The organism is Marivivens niveibacter, from assembly GCF_002150005.2.
GTDB lineage: Bacteria > Pseudomonadota > Alphaproteobacteria > Rhodobacterales > Rhodobacteraceae > Marivivens > Marivivens niveibacter.
Genome location: NZ_MSPP01000004.1, coordinates 108,379 through 133,464 on the forward strand (window position 1 = coordinate 108,379; position 25,086 = coordinate 133,464).

A 25,086-nucleotide genomic window follows, 5' to 3' on the forward strand; every position below is an offset into this window, starting at 1 on the left:
ATTGAATCAGCAAAAATTAGGAACTTTCATTCGTTCGCTCTGCGCAAAAGGCAAAAATCGCGCAAGCTGCTAAGAACATTAATACAATCGTTGGATACGACATTTGGCTATATAGCGCTTCAATCGACGGGATGGATTTTCCGCCAATTTTTAGCACACCAATGCCCCCTAACATCGCCCAACTGACAATAGTCAAACCAAAGGCAAAATAACGGACCTTTTGTTTGCCCAATGCCGCGCTTAGCAATGCCAACGACAAGACAATAAAACCCATTGCTGTCATGTATGACATGCCGTCTGTAGGCAGAAGGTTGAAACCAAAAATGTTATCCAACTGCCACATCGGGTTGGATAATTTCAGAGCAAGTTCGAACCCGCACAAAGAGACAAGCCATAACAACGAAACCGAAAATGTTATGATGTCAAAGCTGCTTGTTAAACGCGATGTCATCAATCCGATGCCAAGCAGCATAAAACAAAATGACGTTGAGGCGACCATTGCGGGCATTGATGCACGCCAGCGCACCAAGATCTGAATATCCAGCCCCCAACCTGCACAAAGTCCAATGAAACCGTATAGCGCAATCGCTGCGCCAACATATTCTATCAGTACTTTTTTATGGGCATCTATATTCATTACTATAGCCCTATTCCGACCTCACATACTAAAGAACGGCAGTGCGTATATCCATGTTAGTAAAAACTATTCGAAAGTAGCAACATATTCCGAACTAACTCGTTCATTTTATCCGACCCAAACTGTATTAAAGGTGACCGCCAAACCTGACTAATTTAATCAGGCGAAACAGGTTGGTTCGATGTAGCAAATGAGGCCACGCCGATCACCGCAAGCAACAGTAGCGCCAACGTCGGGATAGACATCTGTTCGTACAACCGGACCACAGCAACTAGGTCAGAATCCCAGAATTTAGCGATCACAAACCCCAGCGCATTCAACCCAATAACTGCCATCAACAATACTGCGACTGATTTCGACGCAATGTCGCCAAAGGCTAAAACAGCTAAAGCGGTGGCTAACAAGCTAATCCCGAGGACTGTGCCCCAAGCCATTCCGTCCACAGGGCGAACTTCGAAATTCAGAACATCGACAAAGTTTTGATCTGGTTGGCTGACGTTGTGACCCAAAACAAATCCGAAAAATACGAACATGCTGATCAATGAAATCGAAAAAACCAATGCCTCGATCGCCGATTGATTGCGCACGGTCATCATACAGCTGCCTAGCATTATGAAACACAGGGCGGTCGAGGGCACCATCCCAACACCATCAGAGGCACCGCGCACGATCGGGTCCACCCCCATGCCCCAACCGACCAAAAGAACTAACATCGCGTATCCCGATATTGCGGCCCCCGTGTAATCAATCATTTTGTGCATAATACCCCCCCCACAACCGATGCGCGAAATATAAGACAGCCGCACAAAATTTATACGATATAATGCAAAACCTATACGAAAGAGCTTACTCTAGTGTTATTAGTCGCCTCTTACGCGTCTCCTGCGCAAAGATTGACCGCCGCGCCTTAACAGGGTAAGTAGCGCTCAATCTCGAGACGGGATTGTGACGGGGACGCGTTGGTAAATTTCTGTGTCCCAGAACCCCCGACCCAAGGGTGGGTCGCGAAAATGGACGCAAATGACGAAATTCACCGATCTAAACCTTGATGCCAAGGTCCTTAAAGCGATTGCCGAAGCCGGCTATGAAAGCCCGACCCCGATCCAAGCTGGGGCAATCCCGCCTGCACTAGAGGGTCGCGACGTGCTAGGCATCGCCCAAACCGGCACCGGCAAAACAGCATCCTTTACGCTGCCGATGATCACGCTTCTGAAACGTGGTCGTGCCCGCGCACGTATGCCGCGTTCGTTGGTGTTGTGCCCGACGCGTGAATTGGCTGCTCAGGTGGCAGAAAACTTTGACGTCTACGCGAAACACACCAAACTGACCAAAGCGCTGCTGATCGGCGGTGTGTCGTTCAAAGAGCAAGATGCTGCGATTGACCGCGGCGTTGACGTTCTGATCGCGACGCCGGGTCGTTTGATCGACCACTTTGAACGCGGCAAACTGTTGCTAACAGGCGTTCAGGTCATGGTCGTAGACGAAGCCGACCGCATGCTGGACATGGGTTTCATCCCTGACATCGAACGCATCTTTAACCTAACGCCCTTCACTCGTCAGACGCTGTTCTTTTCGGCGACCATGGCACCGGAAATTGAACGCATCACCAATACGTTCCTACAAGCCCCGGCAAAGGTTGAAATCGCCCGTCAGGCCACCGCGTCCGAACGCATTGAACAACATGCCGTTATGTTTAAAGCATCGCGCAAAGATCGCGCCTCCAGCGAAAAACGCAAAGTGCTGCGCGCGCTGATCGACGCACAGGGCGATACGCTGCAAAACGCCGTGATTTTCTGTAACCGCAAATCCGACGTGGATATCTGTTTCAAAAGCCTATCGAAATACGGCTACGATGCTGCACCGATCCATGGCGATCTGGACCAGTCGCAGCGTAACGCAACGCTGGATAAATTCCGCGCTGGTGAAATCAAACTGCTGGTCGCATCCGATGTGGCCGCGCGTGGTTTGGACGTACCGTCTGTGACCCACGTCTTTAACTATGACGTGCCGGGCCACCCCGAAGACTACGTACACCGCATTGGCCGTACAGGCCGCGCGGGCCGTGATGGTAAGGCCATCATGATTGTAGAACCGCGTGACGAGAAAAACTTTGATGCGGTTGAAAAACTGATCAACAAAGAAATCCCGCGTCTGGACAACCCTGTCAAAGCCCCTGAGCCAAAGCAGAAGCCAGAAGACGCAGACAACGCAGAAAAGCCAAAGCGCACCCGCACCCGTCGTAAAAAGTCCGGCGAACCGGTCGCAGAGGCAACCCAAGAAGCTGCGCCAAAGGTTGAAAAACAGCCCGAACAGAAACCACGTCAATCGCGTGGCCGTTCGCAGCGCCGTGACCGTGACAACGATGTCATCGGCATGGGTGACGATGCCCCAGCTTTCATCCGCCTATCCTTTGCGGAGCGTCGAGCGGCCAGCTAATGACCCGCCTATTGGCATTACTTTTCCTGCTGCTGCCCTTGTCGGCAGCGGCAGACGTTTGCACTGTACGTGTCCACGGAATGGACATCACCATTGATGCCGAACAATTCACTGACGATGATTTAACGGTTTCAACGGGCGAACAGCTAATGACAGCGCCCAAACAAATGTGGGCGAACCTACGTGGCACCCTGCCCCCCTGTTCCTCCAATACCACGCTGACCTTTATGGGCAGTTTGATGGAAACCTACACCCCCAATGGGTATTGTTTGGAATACGGCGATAACGATGCGGGGTATTTGCTATTACCTGGCAGCCGAAACTTTCGCGGACGCTGCGAAAGAACCACCTGTGAACGCGTGAACGCCGCCGCAGACGAAGTGTCGGCCATCAACACACAAATGCGCAGTATCTTTGGTCGCCCACCCAGTTTCGAAGAAATCGCCCGCACCGAAACGCTGGGAGCTATGGCGATCAAAGGCAGTGATAGGTTGCTGCGCGGACAATTAAACAACATCGCGACCACAGCGATTTTTACGGCACTAGGCGCGCCAGAAATTCTGGCGGCATCAACGGTGACCGTTGTGGCGCTGCAGGGCGCTGCATTCCTCTGCCACGATTGAAAAAGGCGGCCAATTGGCCGCCCGTTTCGTTAGCTTAACCGACTGACGATCAGCGTCACTTCGGGCTTTTTGCCAATTTCATTCTGACACGAATTACGGACAACGCGGCGCAGTTCTTTGTCCAATGCGTCATCATCGAGCAGCGTCTTGTCATCAGCGCGGTTGATGTATTGGCTCAAGTCTTCTTCTAGCACGTCGACCAAAGGCGCGTTGTTGCGGCCCATTTCGGCCAAGCCCGTGGTTTCGCACCAAGGATCGCCCAGTGGTTCATCGTGTTCGTCGATGATCATGGTCACAACCACATGACCGTTCAGAGCCATGCGGATACGGTCACGCACGATGCCGTCGAATTGGCCGATCTGAACGCTGCCATCCAAATAGGTACGGCCCGTTTCGACAAATCCGCAAACCTGCGGTTCGTCCCCCGTGATATCAACCATCGTACCGTTTACGGCCACAACGCCCGTGATCCCGTTTTCCGCAGCCAGTTTCACGTGTTCACGTAGGTGACGGTGTTCACCATGCATCGGAACGATCATCTGAGGTTTAATAATCTCGTGCAGCGTTTTCAGGTCTGGACGGTTCGCGTGGCCCGATACGTGATACAGACCGCCTCGGTCATCAATGACGTCCACGCCCTTTTCAGACAGGTTATTCATGATGCGGATCACGCCGCGTTCGTTGCCTGGGATGACTTTGGACGAAAACAGGAACGTATCGCCCTCTTTCAACGACAAGCCCAGATATTTGCCTTGGGATAGCTGCGCGCTGGCGGCGCGGCGTTCGCCTTGGGAACCGGTTACCAGCAGCATCAGGTTTTCGCGTGGCAAGTGCTGCGCGTCCTCTGGGCTGATCACGGATGGGAAGCTGGACAACACGCCCGTTTCTAAACCGGCCTCGACCATGCGGCGCATCGCGCGACCCAGCAGCACGATCGAACGGCCCGCCTTTTCGCCAGCCATCGCCAACGTTTTTACACGCGCAATGTTCGACGCAAAGGTCGTCGCCACGACCATCGCAGGCTGCGCGGCGATCAGTTCAACCAATGGGTCCGTCAATTCGGCCTCTGACCGACCGGCGACTGGCGAAAATACGTTGGTACTGTCGCACATCAGGGCTTTCACACCTGGTTTCGCGATTTCGGCCCACATGTCATCATCGAATGGTTCGCCCACGACTGGCGTGCGGTCGATTTTGAAATCGCCCGAATGCACAACACGGCCCTGCGGCGTATCGATGACCAAACCGCTGCTTTCTGGGATCGAATGCGAAATCGGGGCGAATGATACTTCGAACGGGCCGACCTGCGTGCGTGCAGGATAGGCGCCAACCGTTTTCACGATGCCATCAGGCAGGTGTTTTTCCTGCAATTTGCGCGACGCGATATTGGCGGTAAAAGTCCGCGCATAGATCGGCGCGCCCAGACGTTCCCACAGCAGGCCCACAGCGCCAACGTGGTCTTCGTGGGCGTGAGTGATAAAGATGCCTTCGATCTGTTCCTTGCGCGCCTCTAGCCACGCAATGTCAGGCATGATCAGATCAACACCCGGCGTGGTATCCATGTCAGGGAACGTCACGCCCAGATCAACGACGATCAGCCGTTCTTTGTCTGGCGCGCCATAGCCGTAGACATAGGCGTTCATGCCGATTTCGCCAGCACCGCCCAAAGGCATATAGATCAATCGTTCTTTGGTCATTTCAGATCCTTATTAAAGTCGTTGATCACGGTTAACCCGTGCATTGTCAGATCATCCTCGATTACGTCGAATAGCTGATCTACCTGTTCAAATAGACGGGCTAGCCCGCCTGTCCCGATGACTTTCATCGGCGCATCATATTCGTCGCGGATGCGCGCGCAGATTTCTTTCACTAGGCCGACATAGCCCCAAAACACGCCCGATTGCATACAGGCCACAGTGTTGGTTCCGATCACCTTTTCTGGGTGGCTGATATCGACATGAGGCAACGCCGCAGCTGCATGGTGTAGCGCCTCTAGGCTAAGGTTCACACCGGGGGCAATAACACCGCCGACATAGGCGCCGTCAGATGCCACCACGTCGAACGTGGTCGCCGTGCCAAAATCGACCACAATCAAATTGCCGCCGTGACGCGCAAATGCACCGGCAGAGTTCACCAAACGGTCTGGGCCAACGGTCGTGCCTGCATCAACGCGCGGAGCGGTGGGCAAAGCGCAGTCAGGTTTACCCACGACCAAGGGGCGGCAATTAAAATAGCGATCGGCCAGAACGCGCAGATTGAACACAACGCGCGGCACTGTGGAACTGATAATCACCTGATTGATGTCCAGTTCCATTTTCTGGTGCGCCATCAGCGTGGACAACCAAACGAAATATTGGTCCGCGGTCCGCTGATGGTCGGTCGCAGTCCGCCACGTGGTGATGAAATCGGACCCATTCCAGATCGAAAACACCGTATTTGTGTTCCCGCAATCAATACAAAGAAGCATCCCCGTCCCCTAAAAATAAACGTCGGCAGCTGGGATCACCTGCGGGCCGCGCCCCGTGATCAAAACCAGATTGCCGTCTAAATCAATGCTGTCAAAGATGCCGGTATACGTTTCGCGCGCCGTTTTGGCCGTGATAACTTCGCCCAAACGTGCCGCGTGCCGCATCCAATCCTCTCTGATCCGTTCAAAACCGAAGTACGTCAGTTTGCTTTCCTGCGTCACGTAGTTTGCGGCCAAAACTGTCAAAAAGTCGCGCCGCCCAATTCGTTTGCCTATTGCGCCAGCAACGCTGACCGGTGGGAACGCCGCGTCAGCCACAGTTTCGGGAACGTTCGCCAGATTGACGCCAATACCGATGGACAGCCAATCGACCTTTTCGCCTTTGGTGCTGCTTTCCAACAGGATGCCCGCTACTTTGCCGCCGTCCAGCAAAACATCGTTCGGCCATTTCAGCGCAAGACGTGACCGATCGATAAACAGGGCGAGGCTTTCGAACAGAGCAACCGCCGCCAAGAACGAACGCAGCGATGCGTCTTGGGGTGTCAGGTCGGGCCGCAAGATCAGCGTCGATGCTAGATTCCCTGTGGGATCCACCCAGGCTTTGCCACGCCTGCCCCGCCCTGCGGTTTGGCGTTTGGCCATGATCCATGTCGGAACACGGATCGAGGCCGCCCGACGGGCAGCCTCGTTCATGGTGCTGTCGACCTCGTCCAAAACAACAAGGTCGACACCTTCGGGCCAGCGTGGCCCGCTGTTTTCGTTAGTTAACAAGCGCCAGCGCCGCGTCAGCCGCTGCAGGCACAATGCCGAACAGGTTGATGATACCAACCAGCATGATCGCTGCCGATGCCATCATAATGCCCCATGCAACTGGCGACATTTTGCTGTCCATTTTGTCGGAGTCTTCGCCAAAGAACATGTAGTAAACGACGCGCAGGTAGTAGAACGCACCGATAACCGACGCGATACCAGCGGCAACCGTCAGCCAGACCAGACCAGCGTCCAGTGCAGCGCGGAACACGCCCAGTTTACCAAAGAAACCAACGAACGGTGGAACACCAGCAAGGCTGAAGAACAGCGCCAGCAGAGCGTAAGCTTTCAGCGGCTCGCGTTTCGACAGCATGCCCATCGAACGGATGTCGGTGACTGGCTTGCCGTCTTTTTCCATCGACAGGATGAACGCAAAGGTACCGATGTTCATGGTGACGTAGATTGCCATGTAGACCAGCATCGCTTCGACACCCAGAGCGGTGCCCGCTGCCAGACCCATCAGAGCAAAGCCCATGTGCGCGATCGACGAATAGGCCATCAGACGTTTGATGTTGGTCTGGCCAATAGCAGCGATTGCACCAACGAACATCGACAGGATCGCCAGCAATGCGATGATCTGTGTCCAGTCCGAGGTGATGCCGCCGAACGCGTCGAATGCAACGCGCGCGAACAAACCCATCGCAGCAACCTTTGGCGCGGTTGCAAACAGCGCGGTCACTGGGGTTGGCGAACCTTCATAAACGTCAGGCGTCCACATGTGGAAAGGCGCGGCCGATACTTTGAATGCGAAACCTGCGAACAGGAACACCAGACCGAACAGCAGACCGATCGAAATGTCGTGGCCAACAGCATCATAGATGCCCGAGAACAGCGTGGTGCCGGTGAAACCGTAGACCAGTGATGCGCCATACAGCATCAGACCAGACGACAGTGCGCCCAGAACGAAATACTTCAGGCCTGCTTCGGTCGATTTCACGCTGTCACGGCGCAGCGATGCCACGACGTATAGCGCCAGCGATTGCAGTTCCAGACCCATGTACAGCGCCATCAGGTCGCCAGCCGAAACCATGACCATCATGCCGACAACGGCCAGCACGACCAGCATTGGATATTCGAAACGCAGCAGATCGCGGCGCGACAGGAACTCTTGGCTTAGAACCAGAACAGCTGCGGTCGACAGCAGGATGGTCACTTTGGCGAAACGGGCGAACCCGTCGTTGGTGAACATGCCGTCAAATGCTGTCGCGTCCGAACCGCTTAGGCCGATCCAAGCAGCCAGTACGACGAACACCGCCGCAGTCACCCACATCAGCATCGGGGCCAGTTTATCTTTGCCGGTGTATACCGCGAACAGCAGGCCACCCATCGCATAGAGTGCGAGGATGATTTCCGGCAAGACGATTTGGATATCGTTCGAGATCATTAATCCGGCTCCTTAGTGTGCGGCAGCAGGTGCTGCGACAGCGACGGTCAGGTCGCTTGCGTCAACAGCGGTGTGGTAGTTTTCGACCAGCGCGGAAACGCTAGGCCCAATGATGTCGGTCACGACCGATGGGTAGATACCCAACAGCAGGGTCATGAATACCAGAGGTGCAAAGATCATCTTTTCGCGGCTGGTCATGTCGGTGATCGACTTCAGGCTTTCCTTGATCAGTTCGCCCATGACAACGCGGCGGTACAGCCACAGCGCATAAGCCGCCGAGAAGATAACGCCCAGAGCCGCAACAGCAGCAACCCAAGTGTTGACTTTGAACACGCCCATCAGGGTCAGGAATTCACCAACAAAGCCCGAGGTGCCAGGCAGACCAACGTTCGCCATCGTGAAGAACATAAAGATCAGCGCGTAACCCGGCATACGGTTCACCAGACCGCCATAAGCGTCGATGTCACGTGTGTGCATACGGTCGTAGATCACGCCAACGCAAAGGAACAATGCGCCAGAGATGAAGCCGTGCGAAATCATCTGGAAGATCGCACCGTCGATACCTTGCTGGTTCGCAGCAAAGATACCCATGGTAACGTAGCCCATGTGAGCAACCGACGAATAAGCGATCAGCTTTTTCATGTCTTCTTGGACCAGCGCGACCAACGATGTGTAGACGATCGCGATTGCGGACATCCACAGAACCAGATCGGTCAGAACCGCGGTGCCAACAGGGAACATCGGCAGCGAGAAACGCAAGAAGCCGTAGCCGCCCATTTTCAGCAGAATTGCAGCCAGAACAACCGAACCAGCGGTCGGCGCCTGAACGTGCGCGTCAGGCAACCAAGTGTGGACAGGCCACATTGGCATTTTCACTGCGAACGACCCAAAGAACGCCAGGAACAGCATGGTCTGCAAACCGCCAACCACTGTGATCCCCAGAACCGAGAACGACGAAGTCGAGAAGGTGTGGGTCATCAGGGTTGGAATATCGGTGGTGCCAGCGTCTGCATACATCAGAACCATGGCGACCAGCATCAGGACCGAACCCAAGAAGGTATAGAGGAAGAATTTGAACGACGCGTAGATGCGGTTCTTACCCCCCCAGATACCAATGATCAGGAACATCGGGATCAGGCCTGCTTCGAAGAAGATGTAGAACAGAACCAGATCCAGTGCCATGAACACGCCCAGCATCAGCGTTTCCAGCATCAGGAACGCGATCATGTATTCTTTGGTGCGGACTTTGACATCCCATGCCGACCAGATCACCAGCGGCATCAGGAATGTGGTCAGCATCACGAATAGGATCGAAATACCGTCGACGCCCATTTTGTAGTGCAGACCAAACAGCCATTCAGCGTCTTCGACGAACTGCATGTCTGTGTTTGATGCATCAAAGCCGAACAGGATGAACAGCGATACAAAGAAGGTTGCGACGGTGGCGATAATTGCCACCCATTTCGCGTTGCGCTGTGCACCTTCGTCATTTCCGCGCAGGAAAACAGCCAGAATGATAGCCGCAAGCGCAGGAATAAAGGTTACGATGGAAAGAAGGTTATCCATTAGTGCGATCCCCCGGTGAGCGTGACCCAGGTTAGGATGCCTACGATGCCCAGAACCATCGCGAAGGCGTAAGTAAAGACGTAGCCGGACTGGGCGCGGCCTGCGAGTTTGGTCAGGAAGGGTACAACACCCAGTGCCAGACCGTTGATCCCGCCATCGATTGTGTTTTCGTCACCGCGTTTCCAAAGGAAACGACCAATGGCCAGCGACGGACGGACGAAAATAGCGTCATAGAGTTCGTCAAAGTACCATTTGTTCAGCAGGAAGTTGTACAGCGGGCGCTGGTTCTCGGCCAGCTTGGCAGGGAACGCAGGGTTGCGGATGTACATGTACCATGCGGTGATGAAACCGATCAGCATTGCGATGAACGGGCTTGCCTTGACCCAAGCAGGGCTGTGGTGCGCGTCGTCCAAGATCTGTTCGGATTCTGCGGACATATAAATGGCACCGATTTCAGCTGCGTGATCGTCTGCCACAATGTGGCCTTCGTCTGCGGCAACAGCGTGGTCATCCATCGCAGCAACGTCGCCATGATCATCAGCCGCGCCGTGACCGTCAGCTTCTGCATGGCCATCAACCGATGCTTCGACGTGATGAGGCATGCCAAAGAAGTCGACCATTTTGTCGTGATCGCCAAAGAATGGTTTGTACCAGATCATACCGGCGAAAATCGCACCCAGAGCCAGGACACCCAAAGGTAGTGTCATGACCAGCGGGCTTTCGTGTGCGTGTTCGTGTGCGTGGTGATCACCGCGTTCCTCACCAAAGAAGGTCAGGAAAATCAGGCGCCACGAATAGAACGACGTGAACAGAGCCGCGATAACCAGCGCCCAGAAGGCAAAGCCATTACCAGATGCGAATGCGGATTCGATGATCGCGTCTTTGGACAAGAAGCCAGCGAAACCAAAGTAGGTCAGCGGAATACCAACGCCTGTGATCGCCAACGTACCGATGATCATCGCCCAGAATGTCAGAGGGATCTTCTTACGCAGACCGCCATAGTTACGCATGTCTTGTTCGTGGTGCATCGCGTGGATTACGGAACCCGCGCCCAAGAACAACATCGCCTTAAAGAAAGCGTGCGTGAACAGGTGGAACATCGCTGCGCCGTAGACGCCTGCACCAGCAGCAACGAACATATAGCCCAGCTGCGAACAGGTCGAATACGCGATCACGCGTTTGATGTCGTTCTGTACCAGACCAACGGTCGCCGCAAAGAATGCAGTCGCTGCGCCCAAGTACATGATGAAGTTTTTGGTTTCTGGCGCGTATTCGAACAGCGGCGACATACGGCAGACCAGGAAAACACCCGCGGTAACCATGGTCGCGGCGTGGATCAGAGCCGACACAGGTGTCGGGCCTTCCATCGCGTCAGGCAGCCATGTGTGCAGGATCAACTGTGCCGATTTACCCATAGCACCGACAAACAACAGGAATGCCAGCAAATTCGCCGCGTTCCATTCCGTCCATAGGAAATGCAGTTGGGTCTCAGCCAGATGCGATGCTTCGCCAAAGATCACGTCGAACTGGATGCTGTCGGTCAGCATGAACAGACCAAAGATACCCAGTGCGAAACCAAAGTCACCAACACGGTTCACAACGAATGCTTTCATCGCAGCCGCGTTCGCCGAAGGTTTTTTGTAGTAGAAACCGATCAGTAGGTAAGATGCGACACCTACGCCTTCCCAGCCAAAGAACATTTGAACCAGGTTGTCCGAGGTCACCAGCATCAACATCGCAAAAGTGAAGAACGACAGGTACGCAAAGAAACGTGCGCGGTAGCTTTCTTTTTCGGTCCAGTTTTCGTCATGTGCCATGTAGCCCATCGAATACAGGTGAACCAAAGCCGAAACCGAGGTCACTACGATCAGCATGATCGCGGTCAGACGGTCCAGACGGATACCCCACTGGGTTTCCAGAACGCCCGATTCAATCCAGTCCAGCAACGGAATGTATTGTGTGTGGCCGTCAAAGCTAAGGAATGTAATCCAGCTGAACAGCGCACAAACGAACAGGATGCCGGTGGTCAACCATTGCGCGGTTTTTTCACCGATCAGGCGCCAGCCAAAGCCGCCAATGATCGCGCCGACAAGCGGCGCAAGGAGGATGAACTTAACCATGTCGGATTAGCCTTTCATCACGTTGACGTCTTCAACGTCGATGGTACCGCGGTTGCGGAAGAAACATACGAGGATCGCCAGACCGATCGCCGCCTCTGCTGCTGCCACCGTCAGGACGAACAGGGTGAACACCTGACCGACCATGTCGTTCAGGAACGACGAGAAAGCGACGAAGTTGATGTTCACCGACAGCAAGATCAGTTCGATCGACATCAGCAGGATGATGATGTTCTTGCGGTTCAGGAACAGCCCGAAGATTCCGATGACGAACAGCGCTGCCGCCACCACGAGATAATGTTCAATTCCGATCATGTGTTCCGTCCCTCGCTATATTCTTTTGCGAATAGTGGCATTACAGACCCTGCCCCGGTTTAACGTCCTTAAGCTCCATTGCTTTGGCCGGATCGCGGTACATCTGTGCCAGAATGTCCTGGCGTTTGATGTTCTGGCGATGGCGAAGGGTCAGAACGATGGCACCAACCATCGCGACCAACAGAACCAGACCAGCCAATTGGAAGAGCATGATATATTTGTCGTAGATCAGATAACCCAGACCTTGTGTGTTGTGGATGCCGCCTTCGACTGGTGCGGCCAGACGGGCATCAACACCGTCCGAGAAGTTCCAAGCGCCATAAGCCATTGCCAATTGCAGCAGCAGAACCACACCGATCAGCAAGGCCAGCGGCATGTAGCGCGACATTTCCGCCTTAAGCTCGGCGAAATCGATGTCCAGCATCATAACAACGAACAGGAACAACACCGCGACCGCGCCGACGTAGACGATGATCAGCAGCATCGCGATGAATTCTGCGCCCAGCAGAACGAACAGGCCAGCCGACGACAGGAACGCCAAGATCAGCCAGAGTACAGAGTGTACCGGGTTGCGCCCGATTACGGTGAATAGACCACCCGCTACGGTCGTCAGTGCAAAGCAATAAAAGGCGATATCTGCTACACTCATACGTCGCTGTCCTTGTTGCTGTCCTCTTCCATAACCTCGTTTGCTAGGGTCATGGCTTTGGTCATTGCTGGGACGCCTCCGAACATTGCCGCTTGGGCGATGGTCTCGGCGACCTCTTGTTTCGTTGCCCCGGCTTCGCGTGCGTGGCGAACCGTTAGGCGGATCTGTGTTTCCGCCTGCGCGCCCATGATAGTCAAACCAGTCAGGGTCAGTAGCAGGCGGGTTTTGGCATCCAGACCTTCAGGATTAAAGGTCTTGCCCATTGTCGCTTCCATCATGTCGGCCGACAGGGTCGGCCACATGCCTTCGAACCCTTTGGGCATGAACGATTCCAGCGCAGGATTCATGGATTTGGCCCATTCCTGTCCGGCACGCATCATAGCGTCAAAAGGGTTCTTCGGATCGGTCATCGGTATGGTGCGTCCAGTTCAAGGTTACGCGCGATTTCAGCTTCCCAACGTTCGCCGTTCGAAAGCAGCTTTTCTTTGTTGTAGAAAAGCTCTTCGCGGGTTTCGGTCGAGAATTCGAAATTCGGCCCCTCGACAATCGCGTCTACTGGGCAGGCTTCTTGGCAGAAACCGCAGTAGATGCATTTGGTCATGTCGATGTCGTAACGCGTGGTGCGGCGCGAACCGTCCTCGCGTGGCTCTGCGTCGATGGTGATCGCCTGTGCAGGGCAGATCGCCTCGCACAGTTTACACGCGATGCAACGCTCTTCGCCGTTTGGATACCTACGCAGGGCGTGTTCACCACGGAAACGTGGGGACAGTGGGCCCTTTTCGTGCGGGTAGTTCAGCGTTGCTTTGGGCGCGAAGAAGTATTTCAGACCCAGCTGGAAACCTTTGATAAAGTCAGCCAGCAGGAAATATTTCGCGGCGCGGCCGTAATCGATCTGCGTCATGATCAGCCTCCAATTACCCAGCGAGCCCAGAAGCCGCCAAGCACTTCGAATTTAGCAAGGAACGATACCAATACGACCCAAGCCAGCGACAGTGGCAGGAAGACTTTCCAACCCAGACGCATCAGTTGGTCATAGCGGTAACGAGGGGTGATTGCTTTGACCATCGCGAAGATGAAGAAGCAGAACACCATTTTGATGAACATCCAGAAGAAACCATCCGGCAGGAATTCAACTGGCGACAGCCAACCGCCTAAGAACAGCAGCGATACCAGCGCGCACATCAGAACGACTGCGGTCAGTTCGCCGATCATAAACAACAGGAACGGTGTGGACGAATATTCAACCTGATAACCAGCAACCAGTTCGGATTCAGCTTCGGGCAAATCGAACGGAGGACGGTTGGTTTCAGCCAAGGCCGAGATGAAGAACAAGAACAACATCGGGAAGTGCGGCAGGAAATACCACGACAGGATGCCGTGACCATTTTGCGCAGCGACAATGTCACCAAAGTTCATCGAACCGGTCGAGATGATCACACCGATGATGATCAGACCGATAGATACTTCATACGAAATCATCTGAGCCGCCGAACGCAACGACCCAAGGAACGGGTATTTGGAGTTGGAAGCCCAACCGCCCATGATCACGCCGTATACTTCAAGCGAGGAGATCGCGAAGACATACAGGATGGCCACGTTGATGTCTGCCAGAACCCAGCCATCGTTGAACGGGATTACCGCCCAAGCGATCACAGCCATGATGAACGAAATCATCGGCGCCAGGAAAAACACGAATTTATCAGCACCGGCAGGTACAACGACCTCTTTTACGATGTATTTGATAAAGTCAGCAAAGGATTGCAGCAGGCCAAAAGCACCAACGATGTTTGGACCTTTGCGCATCTGGACCGCAGCCCAGACTTTGCGGTCAGCGTACATCAGAAATGCCAGTGCGACCAAAAGCGGAACCAGAACCAAAAGGCACTGCCCCAGCGTCAGCAGCAAGATCCCTAGGTTGGTTGTGGTGAAGAATTCAACCATATTCGTTCCCTCAAACCGTCGGTATGCCAGATACGCCGCAATCGGCGACCGTGACTTCGGCGTCTATTGTTCTTAGCCCACGCGGCAGCGCAGGCGAGATTGTGTAAACAGCATCCGCAGTCCAAACACCACCATTCTGGTCGGTCAGTGTGCGAATGTGCCTCGCGAACCCGTATCCACGGATCAGCGCGTATTGTGCTGCGGCGCATCGGGCGTAACGTTCAACGTCCTCTGCACTGCTGGCCCCTGTCATCGCGACCTTGAATCCAACAAGGTCACCATCCAACAGCCGTGTTTCGACCCCTAGGTATTCGGGGTTGCCCCCTGCCCCTGTTGTGGTCGGGGATGCCATGCACCCCGAAAGAGCCACCGCCAAGATAATGACGAAGGCTCTCATGGTTCTTACTCTGCCGCGACCTTGTTCGATTCGGCGCGTGCTTTGGCGTTAGCGGATAGTTCCGCCATCAAAGCCGAAGCGCGAGCGATCGGGTTGGTCAGGTAGAAATCGCGGAACGCAGGACGGAACGTCGCGTTGCCCATTTTTTCTGCCGGCAGCGGGGTCCATTCGTTCGATGGAACCTCGTCGATCTGTGCCAGATGCGGAACAGCTGCAACCAGTGCCTGACGCAGTTGGGCAAGGCTATCCCATGGCAGCGCGTTACCCAGTTCAGCCGACAGTGCACGCTGAACGGCCCAGTTTTCTTTCGCGTCACCTGGTGCGAATGCCGCACGCATCGCCAACTGAGGGCGACCTTCGGTGTTTACGAACAGACCGTTTTCTTCGGTGTAGGCTGCCGATGGCAGGATCACGTCAGCGCGCATTGCACCGCGGTCACCGTGCGAACCTTGGTAGATCACGAATGGGCCTTCGCCGATTTCGACTTCGTCCGCGCCTAGGTTATAGATGACCTCTGCGCCGTTGGTTGCTGCCTCTACCCCGCCTTCGGTGACTGCGTTTACGTCCAATGCGCCAACGCGGCCGGCTGCGGTGTGCAGAACCATGAATTTCGAATTCGAGTTTTCAGCCAATTGCATCGCGTGGCCCAGAACAGCCAGACCGTCAGCTTCGTTCAGCGCGCCCTGACCGATGATCACAACGGTTTTCAGGTCTTTCGCTTCGCCAATGGTTTTCGACGACAGTTCAGCCAGTGCCGCGCGGTCGGTGCCAACGTGTGCATAGTCGTATGTCAGATCAGCAGCTTCGCCGACCAGACCAACAGTCGCGCCGCGCAGCCAAGCTTTGCGGATACGAGCGTTCAGAACTGGCGCTTCGATGCGTGGGTTCGAACCGATGATTTGGATCATGTCCGCATCATCCAGATCTTCGATCGACGCGGTGCCAACATATGCCGAACGGTTGTCAGCTGGCAGACGCGATTTGTCGGTACGGCATTCAACGTTGCCGCCCAGACCTTCGATCAACTGTTTCAGGCTGAATGCCGATTCTACGTTGACCAAATCACCGATCAGACCAGCGACTTTTTTGCCTTTCATCGCTGCGGCAGCCGCGCTTAGCGCCTCGCCCCACGATGCTTTACGCAGTTTACCGTTTTCACGGATGTATGGAGTGTCCAGACGCTGGCGGCTTAGGCCGTCCCAAACGTAACGGGATTTATCGGAAATCCACTCTTCGTTCACGCCGTCGTGGTTGCGCGGCAGGATACGCATAACCTTGCGGCCTTTGGTGTCCACGCGGATGTTCGAACCCAGCGCGTCCATGACGTCGATGGTTTCGGTCTTGGTCAGTTCCCAAGGACGCGCAGTGAACGAGTAAGGTTTCGAAACCAGCGCACCAACTGGGCACAGGTCAACGATGTTACCTTGCAGGTTCGAATCAAGCGTTTCGTTCAGGTAGCTTGTGATCTCTGCATCTTCACCGCGGCCCGTTTGACCCATCTGAGTGATACCGGCGACTTCGGTGGTGAAACGAACACAGCGCGTGCAGCTAATGCAGCGGGTCATGTGGGTTTCAACCAACGGTCCTAGGTCCAGATCGTCTACAGCGCGCTTTGGTTCACGGAAACGGCTGAAGTCGACGCCATAGGCCATCGCTTGGTCTTGCAAGTCACATTCACCGCCCTGGTCGCAAATTGGGCAATCCAGCGGGTGGTTGATCAGCATGAATTCCATCACGCCTTCGCGTGCTTTTTTGACCATAGGCGAAGTGGTCTTTACGACAGGCGCCTGACCTTCTGGGCCAGGGCGAAGGTCTTTGACCTGCATCGCACAGGATGCGGCTGGCTTGGGCGGGCCACCTACGACTTCGACCAGACACATACGGCAGTTGCCTGCGATGGACAGTCGTTCGTGGTAACAGAAGCGAGGCACCTCGATTCCGGCTTCTTCACAAGCCTGAATCAGCGTCATGGCGCCGGGTACTTCCAGTTCAATCCCGTCGATGATGATTTTCTTAAGATCGGACATGGCCAGCCTTTTGGTTCTTGTCGCAACGACGTTTCGTTCCACGCAGATATAGCACGCAGTTACGTATAGTCGCGGGCGTTCTAACGCGGCTTTTCGTTTGATACCAGCGCGAACGACACCAAAAGTCACGGATTTTTCAGGTTTTAAACCTGACAGTTTTTGTCAAAAATATCAAACCCGCAAGATCCAAAAGATGACGGGCACCACAATGACAACCGGCATCAATGCGATGATCAGAACTGACGCAAATGGCGGAAAAGGCGCTATTTGTGCGTTAACAACGCATTTGTCACAGATTTCTTGCCCCTGCGACAACGCTCCACAGTCCGTGCAAATCGACTTTCCACCCGCTGTCATCTGAGTAACCGCCCAATTTCGGTATTCGCGGAAATTTCGGTCTGTCCGACAGCACAATATGAATCAGCATTCCCGACGACCGCACCCATTTGCGCAAGCTGCGCCCGAGCTAAACGCTCCAAGCGCTTCTTTTCATCGGAATCATGGATGTATTCGTCGATCTCAGTTTCCGAATATCCCATGGAAGCGGCTTTTTGTTCTAAGCTACGCAGATACAACGCCCCGCGGATCATACGTACGTCGACTGAATCGCACTGGGTTGCGATTTCAATGGCGATTCCTGCATTGATCAAACCACCCGAAATTTCAGGCTCGGACGCCAAATCACCCGCCGCGCTGGACGCGCCTGCAATCAGGACGGCAAAAGTTGTCATTCCGACAAAAGGATATTTCACGACCTGTTCCTTTGTTCTGCTCTGCCCCGCAGTTATGGCGGCGCGTTGGATCAGATGTGGAAAGTGTGGCGCCGTTATTCAATAACAACTAGGGGGAATTGCGGAAAATACGACGCGCCCAAGGCTATTACGACCTTGAGCGCGCAAAATGTGACCAAGTCGGGTTACAGCTGTTCATAGAGTGACAGCATTCCGTGAGTGGCGACCAAAGTCACATGAGGCGCACCAAACTTGGCAAGCCTATTTCAACTTCTGCCTAACACCGTCCAATGCGCTTTGGATATGGAAAAATGGACCATCAACGACCAATAGCCGCCTAATCGCCCAAAGGTTTATACAAAAAGACAGCCCCGAGGGGCTGCCTAATCAAAGTCAATTGTAAGGTAGAAACCTTACTCAGCCGCAATCGAACGCGATTTGATTCGTTCTTCGATTTCTGGGCGGAAGTTGCGGATCAGGCCCTGAATTGGCCATGCTGCCGCATCACCTAGTGCACAGATGGTGTGGCCTTCGACCTGTTTGGTCACATCCCACAGCATATCGATTTCTTCGACCGATGCGTTGCCCTGAACCAAACGATCCATCACGCGCATCATCCAGCCTGTACCTTCGCGGCAGGGCGTACACTGACCACAGGATTCGTGTTTGTAGAACTTCGACAGACGCCAGATCGCTTTGACGATATCGACAGATTTATCCATGACGATGACTGCCGCAGTACCCAGGCCGGAGCCCAGTTCACCGCGCAGGTAATCGAAGTCCATGATCGCGTCTTTCATCAGTTCACCGCGCACACATGGAACGGACGAACCGCCTGGGATAACAGCCAACAGATTGTCCCAACCGCCGCGAATACCGCCGCAATGTTTTTCAATCAGTTCTTCGAAGGAAATCGACATTTCTTCTTCGACGACGCACGGGTTGTTTACGTGACCCGAAATCGCGAACAGCTTGGTGCCCGCGTTGTTCTGGCGGCCGAAACCTGCAAACCACGATGCTCCGCGACGCAAGATGGTTGGAACAACAGCGATCGATTCGACGTTGTTCACGGTGGTCGGGCAGCCATACAAACCCGCGCCAGCAGGGAATGGCGGCTTCATGCGCGGCATACCCTTTTTGCCTTCTAGGCTTTCGATCAGTGCGGTTTCTTCGCCGCAGATATATGCGCCTGCACCGTGGTGCAGATACAGATCAAAATCCCAGCCCGAGCCAGCAGCGTTTTTGCCCAGCAGACCATTGTCATATGCTTCGTCAATTGCGGCCTGCAGCGCTTCGCGTTCGCGGATGTATTCGCCGCGCAGGTAGATATAGCAGGTGTGCGCATTCATAGCGAAAGACGCAATCAACGCACCTTCAATTAGCGTGTGCGGATCGTGGCGCATGATTTCGCGGTCTTTACAGGTACCTGGCTCCGATTCGTCGGCGTTGATAACCAGATAAGCCGGACGACCGTCCGATTCTTTTGGCATGAACGACCATTTCAGACCGGTGGGGAAACCCGCACCACCGCGTCCGCGTAGGCCCGAAGCCTTCATTTCATCAATGATCCAATCACGGCCCTTTTTGATGATATCGCCCGTGCCATCCCAGTGGCCGCGTGCCTTAGCGCCCGCAAGTGTGCGTTCGTGCATACCGTAAAGGTTGGTGAAAATCCGGTCCTGATCCTTGAGCATGGCTCACCTTTCATCATTCTGGCGTGACCGCCAGATGCCATAAGTCATCCATAAAGCCCAGCCAAAACCGGCAAGGGCGATTAGATCAAACAGGGCGCGGGTCCGCATGGACAGGCCCAGTTGACCTCCGATCCATGTCGCAACGACCCAAAACACACCAACACCAGCTAGGAACAGCGCAGGGCGCCGACCATCCGTTTGGCTATTTGGCTTTGGATCGTTGGTCATAGTATCTCTTATTTACCGCTGTTTTTGGCGCGTTCTGCGTAAACGTCAACGCCTACTTCAACGATTTCTTTAGCTTGGGCCACCCAATTATCACGGGTTACGCGGCCTTTAAAGCGTGGCAAATTGCTGTCCATCCACGCTACTTCATTTGCCCCCCAGCCGGCAATCTGATCGAAATGATAGATACCCAGCGAATGGCACAGTTCTTCTAGTTTTGGCCCGATCCCCTGAATGACCTTTAGATCATCAGGCTGTCCGCCACGTGCCGCAGCCATTGCGACGGGTTTTTCACCGCCTTCGACGGATGGCGCAACAGGCGCGGGCGCAGCTTCAACAGGCTTTTCTGGAGCTGGCTCTGCCACGGGTTCGGCTACTGCTGGTTCGGCCTCTTGCGCTACAGGTGTTTCGATCGGCTTTGCCGCAGGCTCCGTCACAATTGGCTCTGGCGCAGTAACTGGCGCAACGGCAGGCGCAGGATCAGTAGCAGGTGCCGCAGTAACGGTTTCGCTAACGTCCGCTTCTTTGCAAAAGAAATTCAGCAGGATTAGCCCCACCAAAACCGCAACGACAACGCCGCCCAAAACGGCCAAGAGCCACGCCCAATCCGCGCTAACGCCCAGAATAATCGCAGCTACTAGGCCAATAATACCAGCGGCCAACCATGATGTTTCGCGGCATCCCCAACCATCGTTTTTATTTGTCATAATCTTAACTCCTTCAATGTCCCGTGAAATTGTCCCTTTTTTACGCCAGAGACTTCACTGCCCTTCTGTGAGTTAGACTACAAAAAATTGTACCGATGGTGCGTTTTTCGTGGGTTCAGGGGCCAAATGCGCAAAAACAACGCAAGTTTTTGGCCCCTGTGGCGATTTGATTACGATTTTTTGGCCAATTCAGCAGCCTGAGCGATCCAACCGTCACGCTCGATACGGCCTTTGAATTTCAAACGCGCATCGACCCAAGCAACCTCTGCATCGGTCCATTTCGCGATTTGATCAAAGTGATAGAAGCCCAATTCGTTCAGAACACCTTCGAGTTTCGGACCGACGCCCGAAATCTGTTTCAGGTCGTCCGCGCCGCCATCACGTGCAGCGGTTAGAACTTCGGGTTGTTTCTCTTCAACAGCTGCTGCTGGTTCTTCCTTCGCAGCAGGTTTCGCGGCTGGCTCAGTCTTTGGCTTCGCCTTGGATACAGCTTTTGCGGCTTTGTCCTGCTGAACAGCAGACTTTGGACGTGCTTTTTCCGCTGGCGGCTTTGGCGCCGATGCGGACGCACCCGATTTCAACCATGGCGTCAGCAATGGCACTTCGGTGCCGTCAATGCGTTTGATGCTGTCGCCGATGTCGGTCGCCAGCTGAGCGCTTGCGTTGTACTGCTGCTTGCCGCTTTCATGATCGGTCAACGATGTCAGACCGGACAGAGGCTCGGCTGCGTAGCGGCCGTTTTGAGGGCCAGGTACAGGCACCTGCCCTGCTGCCATGTCAGCCAGCATTTTGCGCAGACCATCAGCGGTCAGGTCTTCGTAATAGTCTTTGCCGATTTGTGCCATTGGCGCGTTTGTACAAGCGCCCAGACATTCGACTTCTTCCCATGTGAATTTGCCGTCAGCCGACAGTTCAAATGGTTTTTCGTTAATCACGTCTTTGCAGACAGCAACCAGATCTTCGGCGCCGCAGATCATGCACGACAGGGTGCCACAAATCTGGATATGCGCAACAGAACCAGTCGGTTTCAGCTGGAACATGAAATAGAACGATGCAACCTCTAGAGCGCGAATGTAGGCCATGCCCAACATGTCAGCGACGGTTTCGATCGCAGGACGCGACAACCAACCCTCTTGTTCTTGCGCACGCCACAGCAGTGGAATGATCGCCGAAGCCTGACGGCCTTCGGGATATTTGGTGATCTGCGCTTCGGCCCAAGCCTGGTTTGCAGGCGTAAAGGCGAAGGATTCGGGCTGTTCGTGGTGCAAACGGCGCAGCATCGGCGTCAAGCTCCGGTCTTATGCGGCTGGGGTTTCCCTGGCCGAGGTTTCAATTCGTTTCGGCTTGCAAGCAAGCGTCGGTCTGGAGCGTCATGCTCCCGTCTGGTTCAAGAACGGCAAGCCCAGCCTCGTAAAGGGATTGCACTGCGGCAAACACCTCTTCTTCGGACAGACCCGAAGCGGCCAGAACGGCGTCGCCGTTTTCTGTGTCCACCACGCAACCCGCATCTTCGATGGCTTGGATCAGCGCAGCGTTTTGATCATGTGCATCGGCAAAAGCCGATACAGGAGAAAGTAAAAGAGCAACAAAACAACATACTCGAAAACGCATTACTTACTCCGTTACGTGCTTTAGCGGTCTACCTCGCCAAACACGATGTCCATGGTACCGATGATCGCGGCAACGTCAGCCAACTGGTGACCGCCTGCGACGTGATCCATCGCTTGCAAGTGCAGATAGCCAGGTGCGCGCAGTTTTGCACGGTATGGTTTGTTCGAACCGTCCGATTTCAGATACACGCCGAATTCACCTTTTGGTGCCTCAACAGCCGCGTAAACTTCGCCCTCAGGAACGTGGAAACCTTCGGTGTACAGTTTGAAGTGATGGATCAGCGATTCCATCGAGGTTTTCATGTCACCACGTTTCGGAGGCGTCAGTTTACCACGAGCCAGAACATCGCCGCCTTCTACGCGCAGCTTTGCAATCGCTTGTTTGATGATCGAAATCGATTGACGCATTTCTTCCATGCGGACCAGATAACGGTCGTAGCAGTCGCCGTTTTTGCCGACAGGAACTTGGAAATCAAATTCGTCGTAGCATTCGTACGGCTGCGCACGGCGCAGGTCCCATGCCAAACCGGAACCACGGACCATAACGCCCGAGAAACCGTACTTCTGAATGTCGTCTTCGGAAACAACGCCGATATCAACGTTACGCTGTTTAAAGATGCGGTTTTCGGTCAGCAGACCGTCACAGTCCTCTAGGAACTGCGGGAATTCGTTTGCCCACTGTTCGATATCGTCGATCAGCGCATCAGGCAGATCCTGGTGAACACCGCCTGGACGGAAATAGGCCGCGTGCAAACGTGCACCACATGCGCGTTCATAGAACACCATCAGCTTTTCACGCTCTTCAAAGCCCCACAGTGGCGGCGTCAGCGCGCCAACGTCCATCGCCTGAGTGGTAACGTTCAGCAGGTGGTTCAGAACACGGCCAATTTCCGAATACAGAACACGGATCAGCGATGCGCGGCGCGGGACCTCAACACCGGTTAGGCGTTCGATCGCCAGACACCAAGCGTGTTCTTGGTTCATCGGCGCAACGTAGTCCAGACGGTCAAAGTACGGCAGGTTTTGCAGATACGTACGCGATTCCATCAGCTTTTCGGTACCGCGGTGCAGCAGGCCGATGTGCGGGTCGCAGCGTTCCACAATTTCGCCGTCCAGTTCCAGAACCAGACGCAAAACGCCGTGGGCCGCAGGGTGCTGCGGGCCGAAGTTGATGTTAAAGTTGCGGATCTTTTGTTCGCCGGTCAGTGCGTCCTCGAACCCTTTGCCACCATCCATCATGCGTGTGCCCTCAATAGGTTAGCCTGCCATCTATCCGGCAGAGGGCCGACGTTTCCGGCGACCCAGTCGTATTGATCTTTCAAAAACCGAACGGCTTTCGCCGCTAGATCTTCGTCCATTTTGGCTTTGGCGCCTTCGTGGACTTTACGTTCGTCGTTGGCATCCTTGTGTTGGATACCCAGAAAAGCACAGATGCCTTTCCAACCGGCGGATGTCATCATCCGTTCGGTAAATTCGATCAACAGGTTCGCGGGCGCGATCACCTGTTGTAGTTTTTGCACAGCCGCACGGTAATCACCGCGCGGCAGAATGTTGCCACCACCCTGCCCCGACACGATCTGATCCAAACGCGCATTAGCGTTGGCCTCTAGATCGGCTTCGCCGCTTTCGCGGGCGACATCCATGCGGATGTGGCTCCATAGGCGGTCCAGCGGGTCGCGCATCAAATAGACCATTTTGGTCATAGGACGCAGTGCGGCCATGCGTTGCAGCAGATCAACATCCAACAGCGAATACGCCGGTGTCATCTCTGCCACCACTTTGGCGTCTGCGCTACCCTGCGACAGCCAGTTCCAATAGGCAACGTCGCCGGTGCGGTCAGACTTTAGCACATCAATCAGGCCAACCATATCATCAATCTGGCGTGTCAGATTGCCAACGCGGCGCTGATTTCCGTTCTGCAGTGCCTGTGCGCGTTGGCGAACCAGCGCGCTCAAGCGGTTTTCAAATGCGGTGACCTGACGATCACAACGCTTTGGGCCGAAGGTGTCCCAATAATGGGCCTCTTTCACCGCGCGGACGTGGCAGTCGTCATGATCATGCAACATACGATAAAGCCAGGACGTACCCGCCTTTGTCGCACCCACACAATACAAGAGCGTCTGCCCAGTCATCGCTTAGCCTTTGGCCTCTGCCTTGTCGTCACCAGGCAGGATGTATTCAGCACCTTCCCATGGGGACATGAAATCGAACTGACGGTATTCTTGGGTCAGTTTGACAGGCTCGTATACAACGCGCTTTTCGGCTTCGTCATAGCGGACTTCGGTGTAACCGGTGGTCGGGAAATCCTTGCGCAGCGGGTGACCACGGAAACCATAGTCAGTCAAAATGCGGCGCAGGTCTGGGTGACCCGAGAAGATGATGCCGAACATGTCGAACACTTCGCGTTCAAACCAGTTTGCCGATGGGTGAATTTCAATGATCGACGGGACCATTTCGTCTTCGCGTACAGCCACGCGCAGACGAATGCGGTGGTTTTGATACATCGACAGGAAATGGTACACGACGTCGAAACGTTTCGCGCGGCCTGGGTAATCGACGGCGGTCACATCAACCAGCGAAGAAAACTGGCAGGACTGATCGTTTTTCAGGAATTCAACGAACGACGCGATTTGCGGCAGCGCCACATCAACAGTCAGTTCGCCAAAAGCCACTTCGTAGCCCAGAACAGCGTCCGCTTGTTTCAGCTCTAGCAGAGCACCGAGTTCTTTGAGTGCGTCAGACATAAGGCC

26 protein-coding genes are annotated in these 25,086 nt (G+C 54.5%); 2 read left to right on the plus strand and 24 right to left on the minus strand.

The features are described 5' to 3' along the window. Nucleotides 1–16: 16 nt before the first annotated feature. Nucleotides 17–637, minus strand: a complete 621-nt coding sequence (locus tag BVC71_RS12125; protein ID WP_086451951.1) for a hypothetical protein — start codon at nucleotides 635–637, stop codon at nucleotides 17–19. 155 nt (nucleotides 638–792) lie between these two features. Then, entirely contained in the window at nucleotides 793–1,398 is a 606-nt protein-coding gene (locus BVC71_RS12130) for a hypothetical protein (protein ID WP_086451952.1), read from the minus strand. 259 nt (nucleotides 1,399–1,657) lie between these two features. On the opposite strand from BVC71_RS12130, the gene BVC71_RS12135 reads away from it, so the two are divergent. Both BVC71_RS12135 and BVC71_RS12140 read left to right on the plus strand, forming a co-directional pair. Further along, nucleotides 1,658–3,073 carry a DEAD/DEAH box helicase gene (locus BVC71_RS12135; protein ID WP_086451953.1) on the plus strand — a complete coding sequence of 472 codons (1,416 nt, stop codon included), beginning with the start codon at nucleotides 1,658–1,660 and terminating at the stop codon, nucleotides 3,071–3,073. Next, nucleotides 3,073–3,696: a hypothetical protein gene (locus tag BVC71_RS12140; RefSeq protein ID WP_086451954.1), complete on the plus strand. Its 624-nt coding sequence runs from the start codon at nucleotides 3,073–3,075 to the stop codon at nucleotides 3,694–3,696. Before BVC71_RS12135 ends, BVC71_RS12140 begins: the two co-directional genes overlap by 1 nt. A 29-nt stretch (nucleotides 3,697–3,725) precedes the next feature. On the opposite strand, the gene BVC71_RS12145 is transcribed toward BVC71_RS12140, so the two are convergent. The 22 genes from BVC71_RS12145 to BVC71_RS12255 form a co-directional block, all read right to left on the minus strand. After that, complete coding sequence (locus BVC71_RS12145; RefSeq protein WP_086451955.1) at nucleotides 3,726–5,393, minus strand: ribonuclease J; 1,668 nt, start codon at nucleotides 5,391–5,393, stop codon at nucleotides 3,726–3,728. After that, nucleotides 5,390–6,163, minus strand: coding sequence for a type III pantothenate kinase (locus BVC71_RS12150; protein WP_086451956.1), 774 nt, complete (start codon nucleotides 6,161–6,163; stop codon nucleotides 5,390–5,392). Before BVC71_RS12150 ends, BVC71_RS12145 begins: the two co-directional genes overlap by 4 nt. A 9-nt stretch (nucleotides 6,164–6,172) precedes the next feature. Beyond that, nucleotides 6,173–6,934: a biotin--[acetyl-CoA-carboxylase] ligase gene (locus BVC71_RS12155; RefSeq protein ID WP_276268256.1), complete on the minus strand. Its 762-nt coding sequence runs from the start codon at nucleotides 6,932–6,934 to the stop codon at nucleotides 6,173–6,175. Beyond that, nucleotides 6,924–8,357, minus strand: coding sequence for an NADH-quinone oxidoreductase subunit NuoN (nuoN, locus tag BVC71_RS12160; protein ID WP_086451957.1), 1,434 nt, complete (start codon nucleotides 8,355–8,357; stop codon nucleotides 6,924–6,926). The genes BVC71_RS12155 and nuoN overlap by 11 nt, the downstream gene beginning before the upstream one ends. Before the next feature lie 12 nt (nucleotides 8,358–8,369). After that, on the minus strand, nucleotides 8,370–9,923 hold the full coding sequence (locus tag BVC71_RS12165) for an NADH-quinone oxidoreductase subunit M (RefSeq protein WP_086451958.1): 1,554 nt from the start codon (nucleotides 9,921–9,923) through the stop codon (nucleotides 8,370–8,372). Then, on the minus strand, nucleotides 9,923–12,043 hold the full coding sequence (nuoL, locus tag BVC71_RS12170) for an NADH-quinone oxidoreductase subunit L (protein WP_086451959.1): 2,121 nt from the start codon (nucleotides 12,041–12,043) through the stop codon (nucleotides 9,923–9,925). Before nuoL ends, BVC71_RS12165 begins: the two co-directional genes overlap by 1 nt. A gap of 6 nt (nucleotides 12,044–12,049) precedes the next feature. Further along, nucleotides 12,050–12,355 (minus strand): NADH-quinone oxidoreductase subunit NuoK, encoded by a 306-nt coding sequence (gene nuoK, locus BVC71_RS12175; protein WP_086451960.1) that lies wholly within the window; start codon nucleotides 12,353–12,355, stop codon nucleotides 12,050–12,052. Between the two features lie 40 nt (nucleotides 12,356–12,395). Beyond that, nucleotides 12,396–13,004 carry an NADH-quinone oxidoreductase subunit J gene (locus tag BVC71_RS12180; protein ID WP_086451961.1) on the minus strand — a complete coding sequence of 203 codons (609 nt, stop codon included), beginning with the start codon at nucleotides 13,002–13,004 and terminating at the stop codon, nucleotides 12,396–12,398. Next, nucleotides 13,001–13,414, minus strand: a complete 414-nt coding sequence (locus tag BVC71_RS12185) for a carboxymuconolactone decarboxylase family protein (protein WP_086451962.1) — start codon at nucleotides 13,412–13,414, stop codon at nucleotides 13,001–13,003. Before BVC71_RS12185 ends, BVC71_RS12180 begins: the two co-directional genes overlap by 4 nt. Next, nucleotides 13,411–13,905 carry an NADH-quinone oxidoreductase subunit NuoI gene (gene nuoI, locus BVC71_RS12190; RefSeq protein ID WP_086451963.1) on the minus strand — a complete coding sequence of 165 codons (495 nt, stop codon included), beginning with the start codon at nucleotides 13,903–13,905 and terminating at the stop codon, nucleotides 13,411–13,413. The genes BVC71_RS12185 and nuoI overlap by 4 nt, the downstream gene beginning before the upstream one ends. A 2-nt stretch (nucleotides 13,906–13,907) precedes the next feature. After that, nucleotides 13,908–14,945, minus strand: coding sequence for an NADH-quinone oxidoreductase subunit NuoH (gene nuoH, locus BVC71_RS12195; RefSeq protein ID WP_086451964.1), 1,038 nt, complete (start codon nucleotides 14,943–14,945; stop codon nucleotides 13,908–13,910). Between the two features lie 10 nt (nucleotides 14,946–14,955). Then, nucleotides 14,956–15,297, minus strand: coding sequence for a hypothetical protein (locus BVC71_RS12200; protein ID WP_086451965.1), 342 nt, complete (start codon nucleotides 15,295–15,297; stop codon nucleotides 14,956–14,958). A gap of 50 nt (nucleotides 15,298–15,347) precedes the next feature. After that, nucleotides 15,348–17,369, minus strand: a complete 2,022-nt coding sequence (nuoG, locus tag BVC71_RS12205) for an NADH-quinone oxidoreductase subunit NuoG (RefSeq protein WP_086452058.1) — start codon at nucleotides 17,367–17,369, stop codon at nucleotides 15,348–15,350. 353 nt (nucleotides 17,370–17,722) lie between these two features. Next, nucleotides 17,723–18,121: a DUF5333 domain-containing protein gene (locus BVC71_RS12215; RefSeq protein ID WP_133064530.1), complete on the minus strand. Its 399-nt coding sequence runs from the start codon at nucleotides 18,119–18,121 to the stop codon at nucleotides 17,723–17,725. Between the two features lie 392 nt (nucleotides 18,122–18,513). After that, nucleotides 18,514–19,794 (minus strand): NADH-quinone oxidoreductase subunit NuoF, encoded by a 1,281-nt coding sequence (gene nuoF / locus BVC71_RS12220; protein ID WP_086451968.1) that lies wholly within the window; start codon nucleotides 19,792–19,794, stop codon nucleotides 18,514–18,516. 3 nt (nucleotides 19,795–19,797) lie between these two features. Continuing rightward, nucleotides 19,798–20,022, minus strand: coding sequence for a DUF5337 domain-containing protein (locus BVC71_RS12225; protein WP_086451969.1), 225 nt, complete (start codon nucleotides 20,020–20,022; stop codon nucleotides 19,798–19,800). An 8-nt stretch (nucleotides 20,023–20,030) separates the two neighbouring features. Next, nucleotides 20,031–20,726, minus strand: a complete 696-nt coding sequence (locus BVC71_RS12230) for a hypothetical protein (RefSeq protein ID WP_086451970.1) — start codon at nucleotides 20,724–20,726, stop codon at nucleotides 20,031–20,033. Nucleotides 20,727–20,896: 170 nt separating this feature from the next. Further along, nucleotides 20,897–22,006 (minus strand): NADH-quinone oxidoreductase subunit E, encoded by a 1,110-nt coding sequence (locus tag BVC71_RS12235; protein ID WP_086451971.1) that lies wholly within the window; start codon nucleotides 22,004–22,006, stop codon nucleotides 20,897–20,899. A gap of 49 nt (nucleotides 22,007–22,055) precedes the next feature. After that, on the minus strand, nucleotides 22,056–22,337 hold the full coding sequence (locus tag BVC71_RS12240; RefSeq protein ID WP_086451972.1) for a hypothetical protein: 282 nt from the start codon (nucleotides 22,335–22,337) through the stop codon (nucleotides 22,056–22,058). 20 nt (nucleotides 22,338–22,357) lie between these two features. Further along, nucleotides 22,358–23,572: an NADH-quinone oxidoreductase subunit D gene (locus tag BVC71_RS12245; RefSeq protein ID WP_086452059.1), complete on the minus strand. Its 1,215-nt coding sequence runs from the start codon at nucleotides 23,570–23,572 to the stop codon at nucleotides 22,358–22,360. Further along, entirely contained in the window at nucleotides 23,572–24,468 is an 897-nt protein-coding gene (locus BVC71_RS12250) for a sulfotransferase (RefSeq protein WP_086451973.1), read from the minus strand. The genes BVC71_RS12245 and BVC71_RS12250 overlap by 1 nt, the downstream gene beginning before the upstream one ends. A 3-nt stretch (nucleotides 24,469–24,471) precedes the next feature. Next, nucleotides 24,472–25,080 (minus strand): NADH-quinone oxidoreductase subunit C, encoded by a 609-nt coding sequence (locus BVC71_RS12255; RefSeq protein ID WP_086451974.1) that lies wholly within the window; start codon nucleotides 25,078–25,080, stop codon nucleotides 24,472–24,474. Nucleotides 25,081–25,086 lie beyond the last annotated feature (6 nt).

What these genes read in the sequence shown, in the direction of transcription:
- BVC71_RS12125 (WP_086451951.1), bottom strand. Translation starts at nt 637, where the DNA reads ATGAATATAGATGCCCATAAAAAAGTACTGATAGAATATGTTGGCGCA.
- BVC71_RS12130 (WP_086451952.1), bottom strand. Translation starts at nt 1,398, where the DNA reads ATGCACAAAATGATTGATTACACGGGGGCCGCAATATCGGGATACGCG.
- BVC71_RS12135 (WP_086451953.1), top strand. Translation starts at nt 1,658, where the DNA reads ATGACGAAATTCACCGATCTAAACCTTGATGCCAAGGTCCTTAAAGCG.
- BVC71_RS12140 (WP_086451954.1), top strand. Translation starts at nt 3,073, where the DNA reads ATGACCCGCCTATTGGCATTACTTTTCCTGCTGCTGCCCTTGTCGGCA.
- BVC71_RS12145 (WP_086451955.1), bottom strand. Translation starts at nt 5,393, where the DNA reads ATGACCAAAGAACGATTGATCTATATGCCTTTGGGCGGTGCTGGCGAA.
- BVC71_RS12150 (WP_086451956.1), bottom strand. Translation starts at nt 6,163, where the DNA reads ATGCTTCTTTGTATTGATTGCGGGAACACAAATACGGTGTTTTCGATC.
- nuoN (WP_086451957.1), bottom strand. Translation starts at nt 8,357, where the DNA reads ATGATCTCGAACGATATCCAAATCGTCTTGCCGGAAATCATCCTCGCA.
- BVC71_RS12165 (WP_086451958.1), bottom strand. Translation starts at nt 9,923, where the DNA reads ATGGATAACCTTCTTTCCATCGTAACCTTTATTCCTGCGCTTGCGGCT.
- nuoL (WP_086451959.1), bottom strand. Translation starts at nt 12,043, where the DNA reads ATGGTTAAGTTCATCCTCCTTGCGCCGCTTGTCGGCGCGATCATTGGC.
- nuoK (WP_086451960.1), bottom strand. Translation starts at nt 12,355, where the DNA reads ATGATCGGAATTGAACATTATCTCGTGGTGGCGGCAGCGCTGTTCGTC.
- BVC71_RS12180 (WP_086451961.1), bottom strand. Translation starts at nt 13,004, where the DNA reads ATGAGTGTAGCAGATATCGCCTTTTATTGCTTTGCACTGACGACCGTA.
- BVC71_RS12185 (WP_086451962.1), bottom strand. Translation starts at nt 13,414, where the DNA reads ATGACCGATCCGAAGAACCCTTTTGACGCTATGATGCGTGCCGGACAG.
- nuoI (WP_086451963.1), bottom strand. Translation starts at nt 13,905, where the DNA reads ATGACGCAGATCGATTACGGCCGCGCCGCGAAATATTTCCTGCTGGCT.
- nuoH (WP_086451964.1), bottom strand. Translation starts at nt 14,945, where the DNA reads ATGGTTGAATTCTTCACCACAACCAACCTAGGGATCTTGCTGCTGACG.
- BVC71_RS12200 (WP_086451965.1), bottom strand. Translation starts at nt 15,297, where the DNA reads ATGGCATCCCCGACCACAACAGGGGCAGGGGGCAACCCCGAATACCTA.
- nuoG (WP_086452058.1), bottom strand. Translation starts at nt 17,369, where the DNA reads ATGTCCGATCTTAAGAAAATCATCATCGACGGGATTGAACTGGAAGTA.
- nuoF (WP_086451968.1), bottom strand. Translation starts at nt 19,794, where the DNA reads ATGCTCAAGGATCAGGACCGGATTTTCACCAACCTTTACGGTATGCAC.
- BVC71_RS12225 (WP_086451969.1), bottom strand. Translation starts at nt 20,022, where the DNA reads ATGACCAACGATCCAAAGCCAAATAGCCAAACGGATGGTCGGCGCCCT.
- BVC71_RS12230 (WP_086451970.1), bottom strand. Translation starts at nt 20,726, where the DNA reads ATGACAAATAAAAACGATGGTTGGGGATGCCGCGAAACATCATGGTTG.
- BVC71_RS12235 (WP_086451971.1), bottom strand. Translation starts at nt 22,006, where the DNA reads ATGCTGCGCCGTTTGCACCACGAACAGCCCGAATCCTTCGCCTTTACG.
- BVC71_RS12240 (WP_086451972.1), bottom strand. Translation starts at nt 22,337, where the DNA reads ATGCGTTTTCGAGTATGTTGTTTTGTTGCTCTTTTACTTTCTCCTGTA.
- BVC71_RS12245 (WP_086452059.1), bottom strand. Translation starts at nt 23,572, where the DNA reads ATGGATGGTGGCAAAGGGTTCGAGGACGCACTGACCGGCGAACAAAAG.
- BVC71_RS12250 (WP_086451973.1), bottom strand. Translation starts at nt 24,468, where the DNA reads ATGACTGGGCAGACGCTCTTGTATTGTGTGGGTGCGACAAAGGCGGGT.
- BVC71_RS12255 (WP_086451974.1), bottom strand. Translation starts at nt 25,080, where the DNA reads ATGTCTGACGCACTCAAAGAACTCGGTGCTCTGCTAGAGCTGAAACAA.